The organism is Opitutus terrae PB90-1 (assembly GCF_000019965.1).
Taxonomy (GTDB): domain Bacteria; phylum Verrucomicrobiota; class Verrucomicrobiia; order Opitutales; family Opitutaceae; genus Opitutus; species Opitutus terrae.
Genome location: NC_010571.1, coordinates 3,968,665 through 3,989,088 on the forward strand (window position 1 = coordinate 3,968,665; position 20,424 = coordinate 3,989,088).

General features: G+C 64.0%; 2 protein-coding genes. Both read left to right on the top strand.

Annotated features, from left to right (window positions below):
* Positions 1 to 16: 16 nt before the first annotated feature.
* The gene (locus OTER_RS15510; RefSeq protein ID WP_012375875.1) at positions 17 to 11,794 is read left to right on the top strand and encodes an Ig-like domain-containing protein; all 11,778 of its coding nucleotides are present in this window, start codon (positions 17 to 19) and stop codon (positions 11,792 to 11,794) included.
* Entirely contained in the window at positions 11,791 to 20,274 is an 8,484-nt protein-coding gene (locus OTER_RS15515) for an RHS repeat-associated core domain-containing protein (RefSeq protein ID WP_148218144.1), read from the top strand. Before OTER_RS15510 ends, OTER_RS15515 begins: the two co-directional genes overlap by 4 nt.
* The last annotated feature ends 150 nt before the right edge of the window (positions 20,275 to 20,424 follow it).

Sequence of the window (20,424 nt, forward strand, 5' to 3'; positions counted from 1 at the left end):
CGCCTCCGTTTTTTCCGTGAAACAGATCCGTCAATTCTGCCACCTCTTCCGCCGCAGCGCGCTGCTGACCCTCAGTGTCGCGATCGCCTGGAGCGGGCTGTCGGCGCGCGCGGAGATCATCAACCTCACGGTCGAACAGGCGGGCCAACCGCTCCCGGCGGTGGGCGTTTACGCTTTCCGAGCAGACGGCTCCTACCTGGGATCTGCCAAGAACACCAACAGCGCCGGTGTCGCCGTGTTCGATCTCCCACTCAGCTCTGCGGTGAAGTTCCGCCTCAGTCGCAATGGCACCACGTTCTGGTCCGACCTCATCACGATTGCCGGTGCGCACCGCTTCATCCTCCCCGTGGACACCACCGTGCTGCTCAGCCGCGGCGGTGAGGTGCTCGGGCAATATGCCGTGCTCATCCGCAACGAGGGCGGCGATCCTTTCGGGAACACGCAACTGACCGATGGAAACGGGATCGCCCGCTTCACGCTGCCCGACGGCACACCGTTCAGATTCTACGTGGACGCGGACGGCCGGCAGTTTTTCTCGCCGGTCTACACGGCGCCCGTCGCCACGACCTTCGCACTGCCGCGCACCACGATCGTGACGCTGACCAAGGCGAGTGCACTGGTGGCAGGCAGGACGCTCTACGCCTACAGCGACGCCGGAACCTATTTGAACTATTCCCGCCCAACCGACGCCACCGGCATTGCGCAGTTTGCGCTGGACGAGGGCGTCGCGGTTAAGTTCCGCGTGGAAGACGCAGGGGCTTGGTTCTTCACCTCGGTTCTGACTACGCCCTCGGCCACGACGTTCAACCTGCCGGCGGACACTCTCCTAACTGTTACCAGGGACGGAGGTCCGCTCGCCCAGACCCCGGTGCAGGTCTACGATGAATACGGCACATCCCTGAGCTACTCGCGCGTCACGGATGCGAACGGCGTGGCGCGTTTCAGCCTGGCCGGAGGGCGGCGGGTGAAGTTCCGCGTGGACGCTGAAGGCCGCATGAATTTTTCGTCGGTGGAGACCACCCCCGGCGCCTTCAACATGGCGGTACCAGCGCCCACGAGGGTGACCGTGACCAAGGCTGGCGTGCCCCAGGCCAACCGGACGATCTACGCCTGCGACGAGGCCGGTGTTCCCACCGATTACCTGCGAATGACAGACGCGAGCGGCGTGGCGCAGTTCTGTTTCGATCCAGGCCGCGTGGTGAAGTTCCGGGTGGACGATCAAGACGCACGGTACTTCAGCGATATCCTCACGGCACCGGCCGCGACGACCTTTGCGTTGTCGGCCGACACCACGATGACGGTTACACGCGAAGGCGTCCCGCTGGCCCAAACCATGGTCTTCGTTTGCGACGAAGCGGGAGCTTACACCGGGTACTCGCGCGTTACGGATGCGAACGGCGTGGCGCGTTTCAGCCTGGCCGGAGGGGGGCGGGTGAAGTTCCGCGTGGACGCTGAAGGCCGCATGAATTTTTCGTCGGTGGAGACCACCCCCGGCGCCTTCAACATGGCGGTACCAGCGCCCACGAGGGTGACCGTGACCAAGGCTGGCGTGCCCCAGGCCAACCGGACGATCTACGCCTGCGACGAGGCCGGTGTTCCCACCGATTACCTGCGAATGACGGACGCGAGCGGCGTGGCGCAGTTCTGTTTCGATCCAGGCCGCGTGGTGAAGTTCCGGGTGGACGATCAAGACGCACGGTACTTCAGCAATATCCTCACGGCACCGGCCGCGACGACCTTTGCGTTGTCGGCCGACACCACGATGACGGTTACACGCGAAGGCGTCCCGCTGGCCCAAACCATGGTCTTCGTTTGCGACGAAGCGGGAGCTTACACCGGGTACTCGCGCGTTACGGATGCGAACGGCGTGGCGCGTTTCAGCCTGGCCGGAGGGCGGCGGGTGAAGTTCCGCGTGGACGCTGAAGGCCGCATGAATTTTTCGTCGGTGGAGACCACCCCCGGCGCCTTCAACATGGCGGTACCAGCGCCCACGAGGGTGGCCGTGACCAAGGCTGGCGTGCCCCAGGCCAACCGGACGATCTACGCCTGCGACGAGGCCGGTGTTCCCACCGATTACCTGCGAATGACGGACGCGAACGGCGTGGCGCAGTTCTGTTTCGATCCAGGCCGCGTGGTGAAGTTCCGGGTGGACGATCAAGGCGCGCAGTTCTTCAGCAATATCCTCACGGCGCCGGCCGCGACGACCTTCGCCTTGCCGGTCGACACTACGGTGACGGTCACGCGCGAGGGCGTTTTGGTCGCGCAGACCTCCGTCTATGTTTACGACGAGGCGGGAGTGTCCACGGGATACTCGCGCGTCACCGACGCGAACGGCGTGGCGCGTTTCAGCCTGGCCGGAGGGCGGCGGGTGAAGTTCCGCGTGGACGCTGAAGGCCGCATGAATTTTTCGGCGGTGGAGACCTCCCCCGGCGCCTTCAGCATGGCGGTACCAGCGCCCACGAGGGTGACCGTGACCAAGGCTGGCGTGCCCCAGCCCAACCGGATGGTCTACGCCTGCAACGAGGCCGGCGTTCCCACCGACTACATGCGATTGACGGACGCGAACGGCGTGGCGCAGTTCTGTTTCGATCCAGGCCACGTGGTGAAGTTCCGCGCCGACGATGCTGGCACGCGTAAATTCACGAATACGATCACCGCGCCCGCCAATGTCGCTTTCGATTTGGACGCCGCTAGCAAGCCGACGCTTACCTCGGCGGTCCTACGACCGGAAAACTTCGAACGAGGCGCCGACTTCGCGCTCGAGATTACCGGCACCGCCATCGAATCGGGTTCCGCCACGATCGACTTCTGGAAGGCGGACGGGGGAACTGAGCTGACGCTCCCGTTCATGGCCGTCGCCGGCAAATGGATCGCCGCTGGAGTTACCCCAGCCACCGTCCCGCGGGCTCCCGATGGCGCGACCTCGGTGACAATTCCGGTGACCGTCACCTTGCGCGGTCCCACCGGCATGGAAACGACCGCGTCGCTCACGTTTGCCTTGCGCGACGACACCAACCCGCCGGCGATCGCGCTCGATCAACCGACGATCGCGCAGATCGACGCGCCGAGTGCGAGCCTCACCGGCACGGTTAGCCTCGATGCCGTGTCGCTCGCGCTCGTGCGTTCCGGCGCGCCGTCGCTTCCGGTGACGTTCGATCCCACGGACGGCCGGTTCAGCATCGAGGTGCCGTTGCAGGAGGGCTTGAACAATTGCTCGCTGGTTGCCCGTGATTTCCTCGGCAACCAGTCCCAGGTCGCGCTGGCGCTGACTCGCACGTTGCGACCGCCGGTCATCGCCTTCACCGAGCCGATCAGTTTCAGCGACTCGGTCAACACGACCACACTCCGGCTCGCCGGCACGGTGACGGACGCAAGTGCCGTCACGCTGACGATCAATGGCACGGAGGTCACACTGGGGGCCGGCGGGGCGTTCGAATGGCTGCTGTCGTTGACCAGCGAGGGTCCGAACACGCTCACCGTCGTCGCCGAAGACGCGTTTCACCAGAAAACGACGGAGACCCACACGATCTATCGGATCACCGAGGCACCGGCACTCGCGCTGACCTCACCGGCGACGGACCGCCTCACGACGCGCGTTCCGTCGCTGCAGGTCACCGGCGCGGTCGGCGCGAGCGCAACCCAGTTGTCCGTGAACGCCATCGCGGTCGCCGACTTCGCCAACGGTGTCTTCGCGCATCCGGTGGTCCTGACGCCGGGCGACAATCTCCTGGTCGTCGAGGTCCGTGATGCGCTCGGCAACACGCGCACGGTGCGTCGCACGGTGGTCCTCGATCAAACTCCGCCGACGATCACCTGTTCCTCTCATAGCACTGGCTTCGTCACGAACCAACCGGGCGCGACCGTCGTCGGCCGGGTCACCGGCGGTCAAACGCTGGTGGTCAACGGCCAGCTCGTGACGCTCGCTTCCGACGGCACGTTCTCGACTCCGGTCACGCTCACGGAAGGCACCAGCTCGATCGTGCTCGAGGCGCAGGATGCCGTGGGCAATGTCGCCGTGCTTCGGATTCAAGGCACGCTGGACACGATTGCGCCGCTCGTGCTGATCGAACGGCCGACGCCTGGCGCCACCTTGGCCGCGGCGAACGTCGAGATCGCCGGAACGGTCGACGACCTCGCTGCGGTTCTCACTCTCAACACCGCGCCGCTGGCGAACAGCAGCGGCGCGTTCCTGGCTGCGATACCGCTGGCGAACACGGAAACGACCCTGACGGTATCCGCGCGCGACGTCGCTGGCAATGTCGGCACCGCTGCCGTCACGGTTCGGCAGGACCTCACGCCGCCCGTCGTGGTGTTTACCGCGCCAGCAAACGGCAGCCTGACGCGCGCGCCGAGCGTGCGCGTGACGGGCACGGTCGACGACCCGGCGGCTACGGTCGTGATCAACGGCCGCTCCGCCCTCGTGTCGCAGGGCCGGTTCGAACTCGCCGACTTCGCGCTGAGCGAAGGGGAAAATGTGTTGACCGCGATCGCCACCGACCCACTGGGCAACACCTCCGCCCCCGTGTCGATCCTGGTCACGCGTGACTCCACGGCGCCCGCCATGCCGTCGTTGATCGATGCGCCGGCTTACGTCCGCGCGGACCGTGTGACCCTGCGCGGCAACAGCGATCCAGGCGCGAGCATTGCGATCACGGGCGGGCTCGCGACGGTGACCACGACGGCGGATGCCGCCGGAGTGTTCAACGCCACCGTCCTGCTGGTCGCGAATCGCGCGACGGATCTGATCATTCGTGCGACGGACAGCAGCGGCAACGAGAGCGCCGCTCGGGTCCATACCATCGTGTCCGACACGCTTCCGCCGGTGATTACGCTCACGCGACCGGCTGTCGGCGCGAACCTTTCGACGGCCGCGGTCGAGGTGTTTGGCACCGTCGCAGATGCCAATCCTCCGGCGATGGTCACCGTGAACGGCCTGTCGTACGTGCTTTCCCCCGCCGGCCAGTTTGGCTGCCGATTGACGCTACCTGACGGCGCCGGACAGATGATCACCGTCACGGCCACGGATCTGGCAGGCAACCAGGCGCAACGGACCACGGCCGTGAACATCAACGACGTGCCGGGCGATGAAGCCGCTCCCGTCGTGCTGGTCCTGCGGCCCGCCTACGACGCCGTGGTGCCGACGGCCAATATCGCTGCGACGGTGTTGATCGTCGATGAATCGCCGCTCACGAGCATCGTCGTTGGCGGCAGCCCGGTGATCGATTCCGACAACGACGGCCTGATCACGGCCGACGTGAGCGTCGACGGAAATGGGGAGTTCACCGTCGTCGTCACGGATGCGCAGGCGCTCACCACCACGGTGACTCACCGCGTGCAGGTGCAAGGCGCAGTGCCGGAGACGCCAACGATCCAGCGCGTCAGCCCCGAGAGCCCGACGGCGGAAGGACAGGTGGTCCTCTATGCGAGCGCGCAGCCCGGACTACGTTACGAGATCTTGGGCGGCCTGCTGGCGAAGCAAACCGGCACGGTCGGCGCGGACGGGAAGATCGTCGCCACGATTCCGCTCACGAAGAACGCGACCAATTCTTTGCGGCTCTCGGTGATCGGTGCGAACGGGCTCGCCTCGACGCCCGCGACCGTCGAGGTCGTCCATGACAACGTGCCACCGCAAGTCATGGCGACGACGCCGGCGGCGGCGTCCGAAGGCGCCGCATTGAACAGTCCGGTTCGAATCACGTTCAGCGAGCCGGTCCGGTCCGCGGAGTTGGCCGGCATCGAGGTGCGCGCTGGCAACGCCGTGGTCGCCTGCACGCGATCGCTGTCAGGTGACGGCAGAGAGGTGACTCTGACGCCGTCGACCGCGTGGGAGCAGTCGGTGCTGGTGCAGGTGACCGTGCCCTCGACGGTCGCGGACCTCGTCGGCAACCCGCTCGGCGCTGCGTATGTCTATTCGTTCAAGACGCTCGATTCCGCGGCGCCGGCGTCGCCGTTGGTAAACCCGGTTCCACCGCGCACCAATCGGCTCACGCTGGTGCTCACGGGAACCGCCGAGCCGCTAAGCCGCATCATCGTTTCCGGTGCGGCGGCGGCGCTGCCGACCGCGGTGAATGCCGACGGGACGTTCTCGGTGGCGGTGACCTTGCACGCGAACACGCTGAATACGCTGCTCGTTTCCGCGAGTGATGCGGCGGGCAACAGCTCCGCACCGGTCTCGATTTCGATCGCCCACGACGATCGTGCGCTGACGATCGTGTCGTCTGTGCCGGCGGATGCCGCGACGAACGTCGCCTTGAACACGGCGATCGCGGTGACCTTCAGCAGCGCGATCGCTCCGGCTTCGGTCGCGGGCGTGACGCTCGTCAGCCCGGCCGCGATTCCGGGCACGGTTGCGGTGCAGGACAACATCGTGTCGTTCACGCCGGCCGCGCCGCTCGCCGCAGGGAAGGACTACGAGATCGTCGTTCCGGGGACGGTCGCCGACTTGTCCGGCAATCGTCTGGGCACCACCCAGCGGATCGGTTTCTCCACCACCACAGGCACGGCAATCGCAGTGCCGATCGTCTACACGGCTCAGCCGACGGGCGCCACCAACCGCGTGAGCGCGACGATCACCGGCTATTCGAATCCGGGCACGAAGCTCCTCGTGAGCGGCGGGGAAGCCGACTTCGAGTTCCCGGCGACCGGTGCGATCGACAGCACCGGGCTGTTCACCCTCGAGGTTCCGCTCCGGCGGAATGCGACCAACACGATCCTGCTGCGCGCGCGCGATGCGCAGGGCGTGATCTCGCCGAGCGTCACGGCGCTGGAGGTCCGTCAAGACTCCACGGCGCCGACGGTCGTTTCCACGATTCCGGCCAACGGCGCGATGAACGTGGAACCCAACGCGTCGTTCTTCGTGGAGTTCTCCGAGGCGGTTCAGCCTGGACCGCTGACTGCGACCGTGCCGGCGATCCGGCTGTTCGACGCGCAGAACCGGGTGGTCGCAGGGTCGTGGATTCTGTCAGCCGACGGGCGTGGCGCCACGCTGTACCTGACGCGCGTGCTGACGCCGAAGACAAGTTACAGCTTGCTGATCTCAACGGCGATCCGCGACCTGGCCGGCAATCCGCTGCCGAGCGCGGTCTCGGTGGATTTCGTGACGGCGGCGAGCACCGAACTGGAACGTCCCGCCACGCCGGTGTTGGATCCGCTCGCGTCAACCAAAACCACGCAGCCGTCGATCACACTGAGCGGCAGCGCTCCGGTGGGCACGCAGGTGCGCGTATTTGGCGGCCAATCAGGAGCGACAGCCGCCGTCGACGCCGCCGGTCGATTCACGGTCTCGGTCGATCTCGTTCCGAACGCTGTCAACCCGCTCGCGGTCGTCGCGGTGGCAGACGGCGCGATGTCCGCGCCCGCGACGATCACGATCACGCAGGTGCAGCATGCGCCGGGAATTCGCGTGCTGTCGCCGCAGCCGAATGTCGAATACAACAACCGCTCGGTGACGGTTGCCGGCGTGATCGACGATCCCGATTCGATCAAGAGCATCTCCGTCAACGGCGCGTCGGCGGCGATCGTTGGCCGCTACTTCTTCCGCCAGGTGGTGCTCGATCCCGCGGCCGGACCGAAGTCCGTCACCGCGATCGCCACGCTCCAGGACGATTCGACGGTGGAAGCGACGGTGTCGTTCTCGCTGCTCGTCGAGCCGGCCGGGACGGACACGAAACCGCCGATCCCGCGATTCATCTTCCCCGAGGAAGGAGACAGCCTGAACGGCGAAGTGGTGGAGGCGCTGTTGACGGTGGAGGAGGGCGTGCAGCTCACGTCCGTCGACATCGACCGGGTCGTCGCTCACCAGGTCGTTGGCAACATTTTCTTTATTCTCGCCCGCATGCCGCAGCAGGGGCCGAACACGATCACGGCGCGCGCCGAAGACGCGGCGGGCCTGATTGGAACCACGTCGGTGCATGTCACCATGGACTCGATCGGCTTCGCCGCGGCGCCGGCCGTAACGCCCGTACCGTCGTTGACGCCGGACCGGGCGGTGACACTCACGGGCACCGCGGAGCCGGGCAGCACGATCGTCGTGCTCAACGGACTCGTGCCCGTGCGCACGATCGTTTCGGCGACGGGCGACTACACGATCTTGGTTCCGCTGAACCCGAACGCGGCGAACCACCTGCAGGTTGTCACGACCGACGCGGCCGGAAATCTGTCGCCGGTCACCACGATCGACATCACGCACGACGACACCGCGCCGACGATCGTATCCAGCACGCCGTCCAACGGGCAGACCGGCGTGCCGCAAAACGCCACGATCGAGGTCACATTCTCCGAGCCGCTGAACGCTACGACCACGACCGCCGATGACGCGGTGGTGCTGCGCAGCGCACTCGGCCAGGCCATCGCGCGCAACGTCCTCCTCTCGGCGGACGGCAAGACGATCCGGATCATTCCCACGTTCAAGTTCCTCCGCAGTGACACCATCACGGTCGAGCTTGATGCCTCGATCGCTGACGAGCACGGCTATCCGCTCGGACGCGACCACACCTTCAGCTTCACGACGGCGGTGGGCCAGACCACCGTGTCAGGGATCGTCGTCGATCCGCAGCTGCGGCCGCTCGCCAACGTCAAGGTCGGCATCCAAGGCAGCAACGTGGCCCAGGTGACTTCGAGTTTCGGCACGTTCCTGCTCGATGAGGTGCCGCTCGGTGACCAGATCCTCACGGTCGATGCGCGGCCGGATCCTGCGACCGGAGTCACGCCGCAGGGCGACGCGCGACGATTTGGCTACCTGGAGTTTGTCGTGCCCGTGCGGCGCGACACCGACAACGGACTCGGCCGGCCAATCTTCATGGTTGAGACGGACGTGTCGACGAGCACGCCGCTCGCGACCACCGGTGGCGAGCAGGTCATGACGTTCACGCCGGCCCAAAAGGATCTGACCGGCTTCTCAATCACGTATCAGGCCGGAGCCGCGAGGTTCTCCGACGGCACCGTCCGCGGCAGTCTCACAGCTACGCGCATCGACCCTGCGAATATTCCCGACCGGCTGCCCTCGGGGGCGATTCCACACTTCCTAGTCGAGATCGGTCCGGACGGACTCGTGTTCGACACGCCGGCGCGACTCGGCTTCCCCAACGTTTACGGGCTCGCGGTCGGGGCCGAGGTCGTCGTGTTCCATTTCAAATACGGCGTGCACAATTACGCCGAGCTCGGCCGCGCCGCCGTCGCAGCGGATGGGCTGATCCACACCGGGCCGATGCTGACCGAGGCCGGCTTCGTGGGCATCGTTCCGGCGTCGGGATCGTTTGATCTCACCCGTGCCTACCTGGAAGGTCGGGTGGTGGACGCTGCTGGCACCGGGCTCGCCGGAGTCTCGGTCAACGCGATCGCTGGCAGTTCGTATGTCGTTACCGACGCGGCCGGGCGCTACTCGATCCCGCTGCCCGACGTGCGGCTGGAACTTATCCGCACCTTCGCGACGGTCTCGACGGATCTCGGCGCGCGCAGCGGCGAGTCGCCAAGCCTCGTGTTCCAATCGCAGCTCGTGACGCTCAACCCCTCTGGCGTGACCAAGGTGCCGGACATCGTGGTGGATAGCTTCTTCCTTGGCGGGAGCATTCGCTACGTCGACGCCGACGGCGGGCGGATCCCCGCGACCGGGCTGGCGTACGGGGACGACGGCAAGCTGGTGTCGATCGCCCCGGAGACTGCGCGCGGAGTGGACGTTTTTGTTTACCGCCGCCTCAGCGCCGAAGGTGCGCTGCCGGAGTATGACTCGGAACCGTATATGCGAACGCTAGCGAGCGTTCCGCTGATCGACGATCACTTCGACGCGTCGTTCGCGCTCACGTTCCTGGGCTCGCTGCAGCCCACCTCGACTTCAACTTCCACGTCAACTCCGTCCGCGGGTGACGTCGTCAAGATCGTGGCCTTTGACCGGAAGACCGGCTTCTACGGCGAGACCGATCTTAAAATCCCCGCCGCGGCGGAGGCGAACAGCGGGAACGCATCGCTCGACGTGCTGGTGAATCTCGAACTGCGGCCGCCGGTGGTGAAGCTCGACATGAACCGCGTGTTCTTCCTCGACGGAATCCGCCGTCGGGCGAACATCCCGCATCGCGGCATCGCGTTCACGAGCGACGAATACGTGGAGTTTAAGACGACCTGGACGACGCCGGTCGCCTCACCGCTCGATCGCGCGGAGCTTTCGTTGGCCGGCCGACTGCGCGTCAACTCGATCGATTACCAGACCGACTACGGCATGCCGGTGCGCGGCGGAGAACACTTCCGCGTGCTCGAGATACGCGAAGCGGTTTTCCCGAATCGGCTGCAGGTGCTGCAGCGCGACACGGACGTCGGCGTCGAGACGTTCTCGATCTCCCGCGACGGATCCTTCGTGGACGCGACGCTGCTGCCGATCGAGGTGATGACATCGTCCTACGGCCTGGCCCAAGCGGAGGCCGAGGTGGCGGAAACCTCCAGCAAGAAAGTGCAGCTGAATATCCTGAACCTCGCGATGAGCGAGAGTGACGGCGGGTTGAATCTCTCCGGCCGGACGCTGCCGCGCAGCGCGGTGCGCATCGGCGGATTGACGCTGACGGCGGACGGGCAGGGCTTCTTCAACGGTCGGCTCGATGGCGCGCTGGGCGCGGGCGGGCTTCCTGTGGGCGTGGGGGACAGTCTGACCACGCGTTTCGGCGAGGCGCTCGCACCGATCATCAACGCGCTCGATGCGACGCCGCCCGGGCTTGTGCCCAGCCGCGGCGCGCAAGGCGTGGCCGTCGTTATCAGCGGCGCCCACTTCAGCCCCGTGGCGGCGGACAACAAGGTCGACTTCAACGGCGCCGCGGCCCAGGTGCAGAGCGCGAGTGAAACGCAGCTGACCGTGATCGTGCCTGAGCTTGCCTCGTCGGGCGACGTCACGGTCACCGTAGCCGGCAAGCGCTCGAACGGAGTGCGGTTCGACTTCGTCTCGGTGGGGATCAACAACGGCTCGTTCGAAGACGGCACCCTGCGCGCGTGGACGCTCGAGGGCAGCGGCGACGTGCTCGAGCAATGGAAACGCGTCACGCCGACGGACCGGCAGTACATGGCCTTCCTCGACACGATGGCGAATCCGCGCGACGGCGTGACCACGTTGACCTCGGATCCCTTCGAGGTCCCCGCCGGCATGCAGACGCTGTTGTTCGAATACAACTTCGTCGCGACGGCACTGTTCCGGCCAGTTTCCGAGGTGCTCGAACTTCAGATCGTCACCGACTCCGAGACGGTCGTCGTGAACGATCTGTTTGCTGGAGTCGAACTGGACATCAGTTCGCCGATCTCCGGGTTTGATCACGGCACCGGTTTCCGCACGGCCGCCGTCGTGGTGCAGCCCTGGGCCGGCACGAGCCAGCGCATCCGCCTTCGCCTCGTCCTGAAGGGCAGGGGCCCGCTCCCCGAATTCATCCCCGGCATGAACCGTTACGATCAGAATCCGATCGGGCTCGACAACAACCAGGGCACCGGTGTGTTCCTGGACAACCTCCGCCTTTCAACGGGCTACGAACCGGTCCCCCCACCGTTGGAGCCGACTGCGGTTTCGATCGTCTCGGATGGCACGGCCGCGACAATCACGTCACTCCCAGCTGCGCTGCCTGCGCAAACCCGCGTGTTCTTGCGCGAAGTCTTCTCTGGCGAACTGCATCAGGTCGATGTGGGCGAGGACGGTCGGTTGATCTTCTCACGCTCGTTCTCGGAAGGCGAAACGTCAGCGGATTTCTTCCTCTACTATGCCACGCCGCCTGCAAGTGACACCGGCGGACGGATGTTCAGCCCACAGATCAAGCTTGGAGTTGCCCGATGAATTTCGCACCCGTCACGGAACACGCTCCTATCGGTGAGCAAGCAGCAGAGGACTCTTCATCGTTAGATCGACGGATGCTGGTCTCGCGGCATGCGCTGTTTTCTCCCGTGAAAGTCGTGAATGTCTTCCGTTCTGCGCTCGTGATCTGGAGCCTGGCAGCGCTTTCCGTTTATGCCCAGACTCCGCCTCCTGCCGACGGCACGGGGTTCATTGCGGACACGATCGAAGGGACAGTAGCGAGCGTGAATCTTGGCGCAGGGGATGAAAGTCTTGCGTATCTCCAGACCGCGATCGCCCCCAAGAGCGGCATCCTGGATCTCGCGGTCGACCGCGCGAATCGGCGGTTGTATGTGCTGGCCACCGGCTCGCTCAAGGTTTTCGACATCAATTCCTCGACCAAGCCCGCTACGTTGACGATACGTCACTCCGTCGATGTATCAGGGCGGGTCCTCGCGCTTTCCCTCGATGCCCGGACGGCCTTCATCGGTGGGAAAGGCAAGGTGACGGCGATCAATCTCTATCCTGAATTCGCCTACGGGAGCGGCAAATGGACCACTTGGGACGCTTACGCTCGCGTGCGTCCGTTCACGTTCGAACCCGAACTGGAGGTGGCCGCGATGGCGGTGCACCCGGCAGGAGACCGGCTGGTCGTGGTGTTTGGGAATCTCGTCAACAAGCTGGATCTGCGCAACGACCTGCTCCGCACCGACGTCAACTCCGGCAGCAAGACCTTGGACCAGTTGAAAGCGGACGGGGAATTGCCTGAGGACTTTGGCTTCATCACCCAACTCGACATCTCAGACGAGGTTCAGACTCGGGGTGCAACCAAGGCGCCGCCGAAGTTTGCGACACCAGTCGGGCTTAAGGATTTGATCTACCCGCAGGCCGTTGCCCTGGGGATCCGCAATCTGGCTTTCTCGCCCGATGGAAACTACGCGTTACTGACGGCGGTCGGCGCCGGCACGCCGCGGGCCACGGCCTTCGGCATCATGCCCACGTCCGACGAGGGGACCGGCGGCATTGTCGTCTTGGACCTGCGCCCGCAGCCTGCGGACAAGCCTTGGGTGCGGTATCTCGCGTTCATCCCGACGACCGAGCGGGAAGAAAAAACGACGGAGCTACGTCGTGAGGTGCAACGGGAAGGCTGGAAAATCGTTCATCCGCAGGTCCAGTGGGCCCGCAACCAATACCTGAGCGCACTAGGCCAAGCTGAAGTAGGCATCGGCAGCTCGTTCACCGCCCTCCCGACCCTGACCGGATTTACGGTTGCGGCCATCGTACTCGATGAGATGGAGCGCTCATATGCGGACTACGGGTACATGCAGGCATACTTTAACCTTTACCCACGCGACATGGTGGGCGCTTCCAGCGTCGCGATCAGCCATTCTGGCGACTTCGGCGTGGTGACGCTGCAGGACACGAACAACCTGGGATTGTTGTCGGTGAGTCTCTCCAACGTGCTGACGGGATTTGGCGAGGTTCCACTGCCGCCACCTCCAACGGACGGCGCGCCAGCGCCCGAGCCTCTGCCTCCCGTGCTTCCAGACTTCTTTATCAAGCGTGGCACGGGCAAGTCGATCAACGGCTTCGACGCTGCGCTCACGTTTGCACCGTGGGTGGTGGCGCTCCAGCAACCTCAGGCATGGGCATACCCGCAAAAGGCGGTGTTCACGTTGGACGACTCGCGCGTCTTCATCGGGATGGCGGGCGGCACCCCCAAAGCCGATCTGACGAACCGTTTCGGCTCCGCGAACGCCGTCGTGTTGCGCGCGGAAAGAGATAAACCGGACTCGATCTTTGCCGGCACCAACCCGCCGCCCGGATATTCGCTGTACCAGGGCCCTTCATTCAAATCGCCGCGATTGGCCGCCACGCTGCAAAGCTTCGACGCGGATGCGGATCAGCTTTCCGACCAACTCGAGGCCTTCAACCGCTGGAACTCATTGCGCCAACTCCCCGGCGACGATCCCGAAAATTCGAAGAAGCTTGCACTGGTTAGTACCTCTGTCGACCAGCTCACGAATCCGGCCGTACCGCTGCCGCCGACCGCATTCCCTGATGACGCGATGGATAAGTCCTTTTTCCTTCCGGCAAGCGGGATCGGTTATCGGTGCGATGATTATGCGCTACCCCGGTTGACGTTGAACGCCGGGAGCCGCAGCGCGGTGGCCGCGATCGAGCGACTCGGCCGGCTCTGGCACGAGGCATATCTCGCGGGGCAGGTGTCGCGCCCGTATTTCGTCGTAGGCGCGATTAGCACGCCGGGTGGGGGGCCGCTGAAGGGAGCGACCGGCGAGTTGCTCCAATACAACGTGCGCAACGGGTTCCAGGTGAACTTCCCCTATTTCTCGACGAAGGGCGACGAACCGTACGATTTCGTTTCCTCCAACGGTCCCAATAGTCCGCGCGACAATTCGGGAGACAATTATGGCAACAAGCCGTCGGGTTTCGACAAGGCGAACACCGCCCGATTCCTCGCGCTGCTGCTGGCGGAGAACAGCGTGAAGAAAATCGAAATCGATCCGGCGGTGCGCGATGTCGTCGAAGGCGTCAACTTCGGTGACAGCCGCTTTGAGCTTCACGGCAGCCGAACTCCGACTCCCCGGGAGAATCACTCCCGCCGCGATCTCGATTCTCAGATGTCGGTGTCGTTCTCGCCGCTGGCGATCAAGATCGAGCCAAAACCGCCAACTCCCGAGGGGCCGCGGCCGCCTGGTCGTACGGTTTATACAGTAACGCTGCCCGATCACCTGAGCCGCGACAAGATGCAGCTGCAACTCACGCTGCCCCCTACCGAACCTGAAGCGGGCCAGGTCCGCAATGACGGGTACATCGTGCGCAAGGAAGACGGCACCGTGCTGCAGCTGGGCCCGAAGTACGACGTGTCTGAGTTATTCGGCAATGAGAACAGCATCACGCTCACGGTGGATATGCTGAACGGCGCTAATTACCAGTTTAGTGCCGAGGTCTTCTCGCCAGAGTTGGACAACGTCTACAGCCTACACGCGCCGTTCCAGTACGTGGATTGGACGGCCGCGAACAATCCACTCCGGCGGCTGGCCGCGCTCGATCCTGACGCGACGACACCCGATGCGAGCAACCAGACAAAGGTAGAGGCTGAAACGATTGGGTTTACGGCTCTGATTGCCTACCGCCGGGTGAAATGGGTCCCGGCATCGGACGACAGACCAACCGGAAGTCCCAGTGAACCTCAGCTAGATCCCCAGAGTGGCGTGATCATTGCCGGGAAAGATCAGGGCACCTTGTACGTCGAGGCGTTTGCGATCGCTCCATCAGGGAACGAGCTGCGCGCAAAAACATTGGCGATCGAGGTAGGGACGTGCGACTCGTGTTCCGCGGGCTCGTGCCCGATGCCGGGAAAAACCGGAGTGGCCCTCGGCAGCGTCGAGTTTTGGGTGAGCGATGGAAATAACGGTAAGCTTCAGGTCAAGCGAACCTCGGCAGGTGCCGACCTCGTGTCGCGGGCATTGCTCGAGTATCCCTATGACGACAAAGACACCCGGGTCGTGCTGGATGCCCAGGGAGCGGTGCGACAGGTGCTTACGGCGGAGGTTCTGATCGATGTGCGCCCGGAAGGCTCAGGCTACGTCGTGGCGACCTATCCGAATACAGGAACCGTGCAGTTCGATTCCGCGCTTGCCGTCTACCAACTGCCGCAAGCCGCAACCGCTGTCTCCACGCTGACGGTCGCAGCGGATCCGGTGTCCGGCGACAACGGCGTGCTTGTCACCACCAACGAAGGGCGAGGCGCCGAACGCTACGCCTTCCGGTACTCGCCGGCCACGAATGCGTGGACGCTGCTCGAGCAGCTGGACGCCGAGGGAAATGCCCTGCGCGAACAGAGCATTGCCACAACGACCGCGGAGCTCGACGGCCAGCCGGTCACTCAAATCACCCGAGTCACCAAAGGTCGGGACGGCACGGTCGCCTCGAAGCAGGTCGATTCTTTTGCCAATCTGCCGGCGGGCCGGCGGCTGGTCGCTACGGCGATCGATCCGGACGGCGCCAACTATGTCACCCGCTACACCTACACGCCGCAGGGTCTGGTTGAATCGATCGTCTATCCTGAGGGCCGTTGGGTGCGGTTTGCCTATGACGGCCAGCAGCGGGTCACGAAGCGCATCGAGCCTTGGTTGAACGCGGCGCCTGACGCCGCCGAATCAGCATGCGTGGTGACGACGTACGACTACACCCCGCTCACCACCACGACGGGGCTGGCGCCGCTGCCGAAAGCGCCGCGGACCACCGTGGTTTCGGTCCTCGGCACCGAGACGGCGCGATCGTACGACCACTACGAAAACAATGTTCACCGCTCGATCGTCGCCGTGAAATCGGGCGCGGCGTGGGATGACGCCACGAATCTGGTCACCACGACGACGCATGTCGCCAGCGGGGTGTTTGCCGGCAATGTTGCGTCCGTGCTTTCCCCCGACGGCACGATGGCTTTCTACGAGTATCGTAAGGAAGCAACCGGGGAGGTGACGACCGTGAGACGAGGAGCGCCCAACGCGGCTCGCAACGCGATCGTCGACGGCACGATCACAACCTCTCGGCAGAACCGGCAAGGTAACGAAATCGCTTCGTCTGTCGTGGACGTGGCCTCCGGACTGAAGATTGACGAGCGCACCGCTCTGGAGACCGACGCCGCAGGTCGCGTGCTGAGTTGGCACTATCTCGATGGTTCGACCAGCTCGATCGAATACGGGTGTTGTGGCATCGACTCCGAAACAGATCGTCGGGGCATCACGACCACCTATGACTACGACGCGCTGAAACGCGTCAGCGTCCAACACCGCCAGGGAATCACGACGCTTTACGAGTACGATGTCCTCGGCCGCGTCACCAAGACGACGCGACGAGGCACGGATGCATCGAACATCGTGACTTCGCGCACGGAATACCTCGATGCGCTGGGCGAGTCGGTCGACACCTACGACGCCGCGGGACGCAAGACGCAGCTCCGGGTGGCCCACAACGAGAATGGCTCGACCACGCGCACGACCACGCTTCCGGGCGGCTTTACTCAGATCGAAATCACGGCCCGAGATGGGCAGCGACTGCAGTCCAGCGGAACCGCGGCTGCGCCGATGCTATACCAGTACCGCGTCGACACGCTGGCGGACGAACCCTACGTCGTCACACGGACGATCGCCCGCGTGCTCGACGAAGAAACGCAGGAATATCGGGATACGGAGTGGACCGAAACCTGGAGCGACATGGCTGGACGGCCGGTGCGCATCGACGCCGCCGACGGCAGCTACGCGGAGAACGCCTACAACGCGAAGAACCAGCTCGTGCGGTCGGTCGATCCCGACGGCGTGACCACACTCTTCGGTTACAACGCCCGCAGCGAGCGAACCGTCACGGCGGTCGATATGAATAGCAATGGCGCGATCGATTATGCCGGTTTGGATCGGATCACGCGCACCTCCGTGAGCTACGCAGCCAAAACGTGGGAGACCCACTCGATCACCGTGGCCAGAACCGTCACGGAGATCTGGCCCGAGGCGAACGATGAGACCTCGCTCGTCGTCTCCACCGACGAGCAGAGCGTCGACGGTGCGCACGCGTGGTCGCAGCAGGCCGAGGCGGTCACGCATCAGGAGACCAGCTATCCCGCCATCCGAAACGGATCCTGGACGGTCAAATCGACCGCTCCCGACGGCACATCGGCGGTGCAGACCTACGCCAACGGCCGTCTGGCTTCTGTCTCTCAACTCTCAACACTCAACTCTCAACTCTCCTCCGTCACCTACGCCTATGATCCCCATGGACGGCAGGAGAGCGTGACCGACGCCCGGTTGGGCACGACGACCTACAGCTACTACGACGACGACCAGATCAAAACGATCACCGCGCCGCATCCGGAAGTCACCGGCCAAACGCTGGTGACGACCAACTTCTATAACGACCGCGGGCTGCTGGAACGTCGGAAGCTGCCGGATGACAGCGAAGTGTTCTACACCTACACGCCGCAAGGGCAGCTCGATCGAGTGCACGGCTCGCAAACTTATCCGCTCGATTACGACTACGACGCGCAGGGACGGATGATCGCGATGACCACGTGGAAGGACTTTGCCGGGGACACCGGCAAGGCCAAGACCCAGTGGCTCTACGACGGTCTGCGGGGCCAGCTCCAAGCGAAGCGCTACACCGATGCCAGCGAGGTCGGCTACGCTTACACCGCGGCGGGCCGGCTGCACACGCGGACTTGGGCGCGTGGTACGGTCACGACCTACGGCTATCATCCGGACGGATCGCTTGCCTCGGTCGACTACGGGGACACGACGCCGGACATCAGCTACGCCTACTACCGGCACGGCCGGGTACAGGAAGTCCGCGACGGCGTGCTCGCCGAAGGCGCGATCGCTGCCGAGGCGCTCCGCTATCGGCATGCCTTCAGCTACGATGACGCCTTGCGTCCGTCCACCGAGACCATCCAGACCGCGGGCAGCTACGAATTGACGCGCAGCTACGAGGGATCGACCGCCGGTGAGGTGCCGGGCCGGTATCGCGGCATCACGTTGACGGCGGCTGGATCGAGCGACCTCATCCACTTCACTAGCTATGGCTACGATTCGTCGGGCCGAATTCAGAAGGTAACGTCTCCCGCGGGCGTGTTCACCTATGGCTACGTGCCGAATTCGAATCTGCTCGAGACGATCACGAGCCCGGTTCACACGGCGACCAACGTCTATCAGCCGCGCGGCACGAGCATCCTGAGCCGGACCAACGCGGTGGGGCAGAACGTGATTTCCCGTTACGGCTACACGCTGAACGCCCTGGGCCAGCGTACCGCGATGATCAGTTCCGGATCCGCTTTCCCGCAACCAAGCCACGTCGCCTACCAGTACAACGAGAAGGGCGAGGTGATTGTCGGCAACCGCTTTGAAGGCGCGGATCCGGCCAATCCAGGTGCGGCGATCGCGGCCGACTCTCATTTCTACCGCTACGATGACATTGGGAATCGCAAGCTGTCGGGCCGAGGCGCTGAGGCGGATCCAATCGAATCCTCCAGCTACACGAGCAACCTTCTCAACCAGTACACGGAAATCAGCCTCTCAGCTCTCAACGCTCAACCCTCAACTCTCGTCCACGACCCCGACGGCGACCTGACGGATGACGACCGGTGGCACTACACCTGGAACGGCGAAAATCGACTGATTGCGATGGAAACCCAACCGGCAGCCGTCCTCCTGGGCTTGCCGAAACAGCGGCTCGAGTTTGCCTACGATTATCAAGGTCGCCGTGTTCATAAGAAGGTCTTGGTGGCGGAAGGGTCTACCGGTAACTGGTCACTGGTCACTGATCTGGGCTTCGCCTACGACGGCTGGAACCTGATTGCCGAGAACTCCGCTACCGGTTCACCGTCCACGGTCAACCGTACCTACACGTGGGGCCTTGACCTCTCGAATGAGCTCCAAGGTGCCGGCGGAGTAGGCGGTCTACTTGCTGTGACCGATGGAGAAGCGACGCCCTCGTCGCGTTTCACCGCCTACGACGCCAACGGCAACGTCACCCAATACCTCGATTCCTCCGGCGTGATCAACGCCCACTTCGACTACAGTCCCTTCGCCGAAACGGTTCGCGCGACCGGCTTCTTCACCCCCGACGCCTCCTTCCGCTTCAGCACCAAATACGCGGATCTCGAAACCGACCTGCTCTACTACGGCCTGCGGTATTATTCGCCTCCCATGGGGCGTTGGATTGGCCGGGATGCGCTAGAGGAGCAGGGGGGAGTGAATCTCTGTGGATTCCTAGGGAATGACGGTATCAACGATAGCGATCTGTTTGGTTTGTTTCCGTTTAACAAGCTGCTCAGGCGATTCTGCAAGCTGAAGGCCTGCGAGCGGGAGGAATTCTTGGCGAAGCTCGGCACAAAGAAGATTCAGTTCTTCAAGGATGACGGGAAAAATCTGAGACTCTTGGTCTATGAGGATGCGAATGGTGTTGAATACACGAAGTCAAATGGTCCATTTGGCGGAACGATTGATCGTTCGCGGAACCTGATATATGTGATGTCTTCTCACGGCTACGAGGAAGTCCTGACGAGTATTTTTCATGAATCGGACCACTTGGACAATGACGTGACCACGCGCCCGACATCCTTCCAGGAGGCAATTGATCAACGCGCGGCAAATGAGGAACGCGCCTTTACTGCAGAAGCGGATTTCGCCTTTAGGGTGGGCATCACCCCAATTAACCCGACTATTGTCGGTTCTAAGGGACCCGATGCAGCGGAAATCAAACGGATTGTGGATACCATGTACAAGCAAGGCATAAAACCAGACCGCCGCGCAAAAAAGGTGAAACCCGTCACGCCTGCGGCGCCAACTACTGCTGTCGCGCCAGCCGCACCGACCAAGGCGCCTCCGAAGCGGGATCGGCTGATTCGAGAAACGCACACGCAAACCAACGATGGGCCGGAGTATTCAGCGGCCGACTTCAAGTGCCCATAAATATGAAAGCCCTGTTATTGGGAATCGCGGCAGGTGTCTCGTTGGTGCTCGGCTGTGCAACCGCAACCAATCAGGCTGCTAGGCGCGGCGGGCAAACCGCCGCGTCCGATTCGGTTACTGCGGATGAGTGGGTTCAGATTGAAGCAGAGG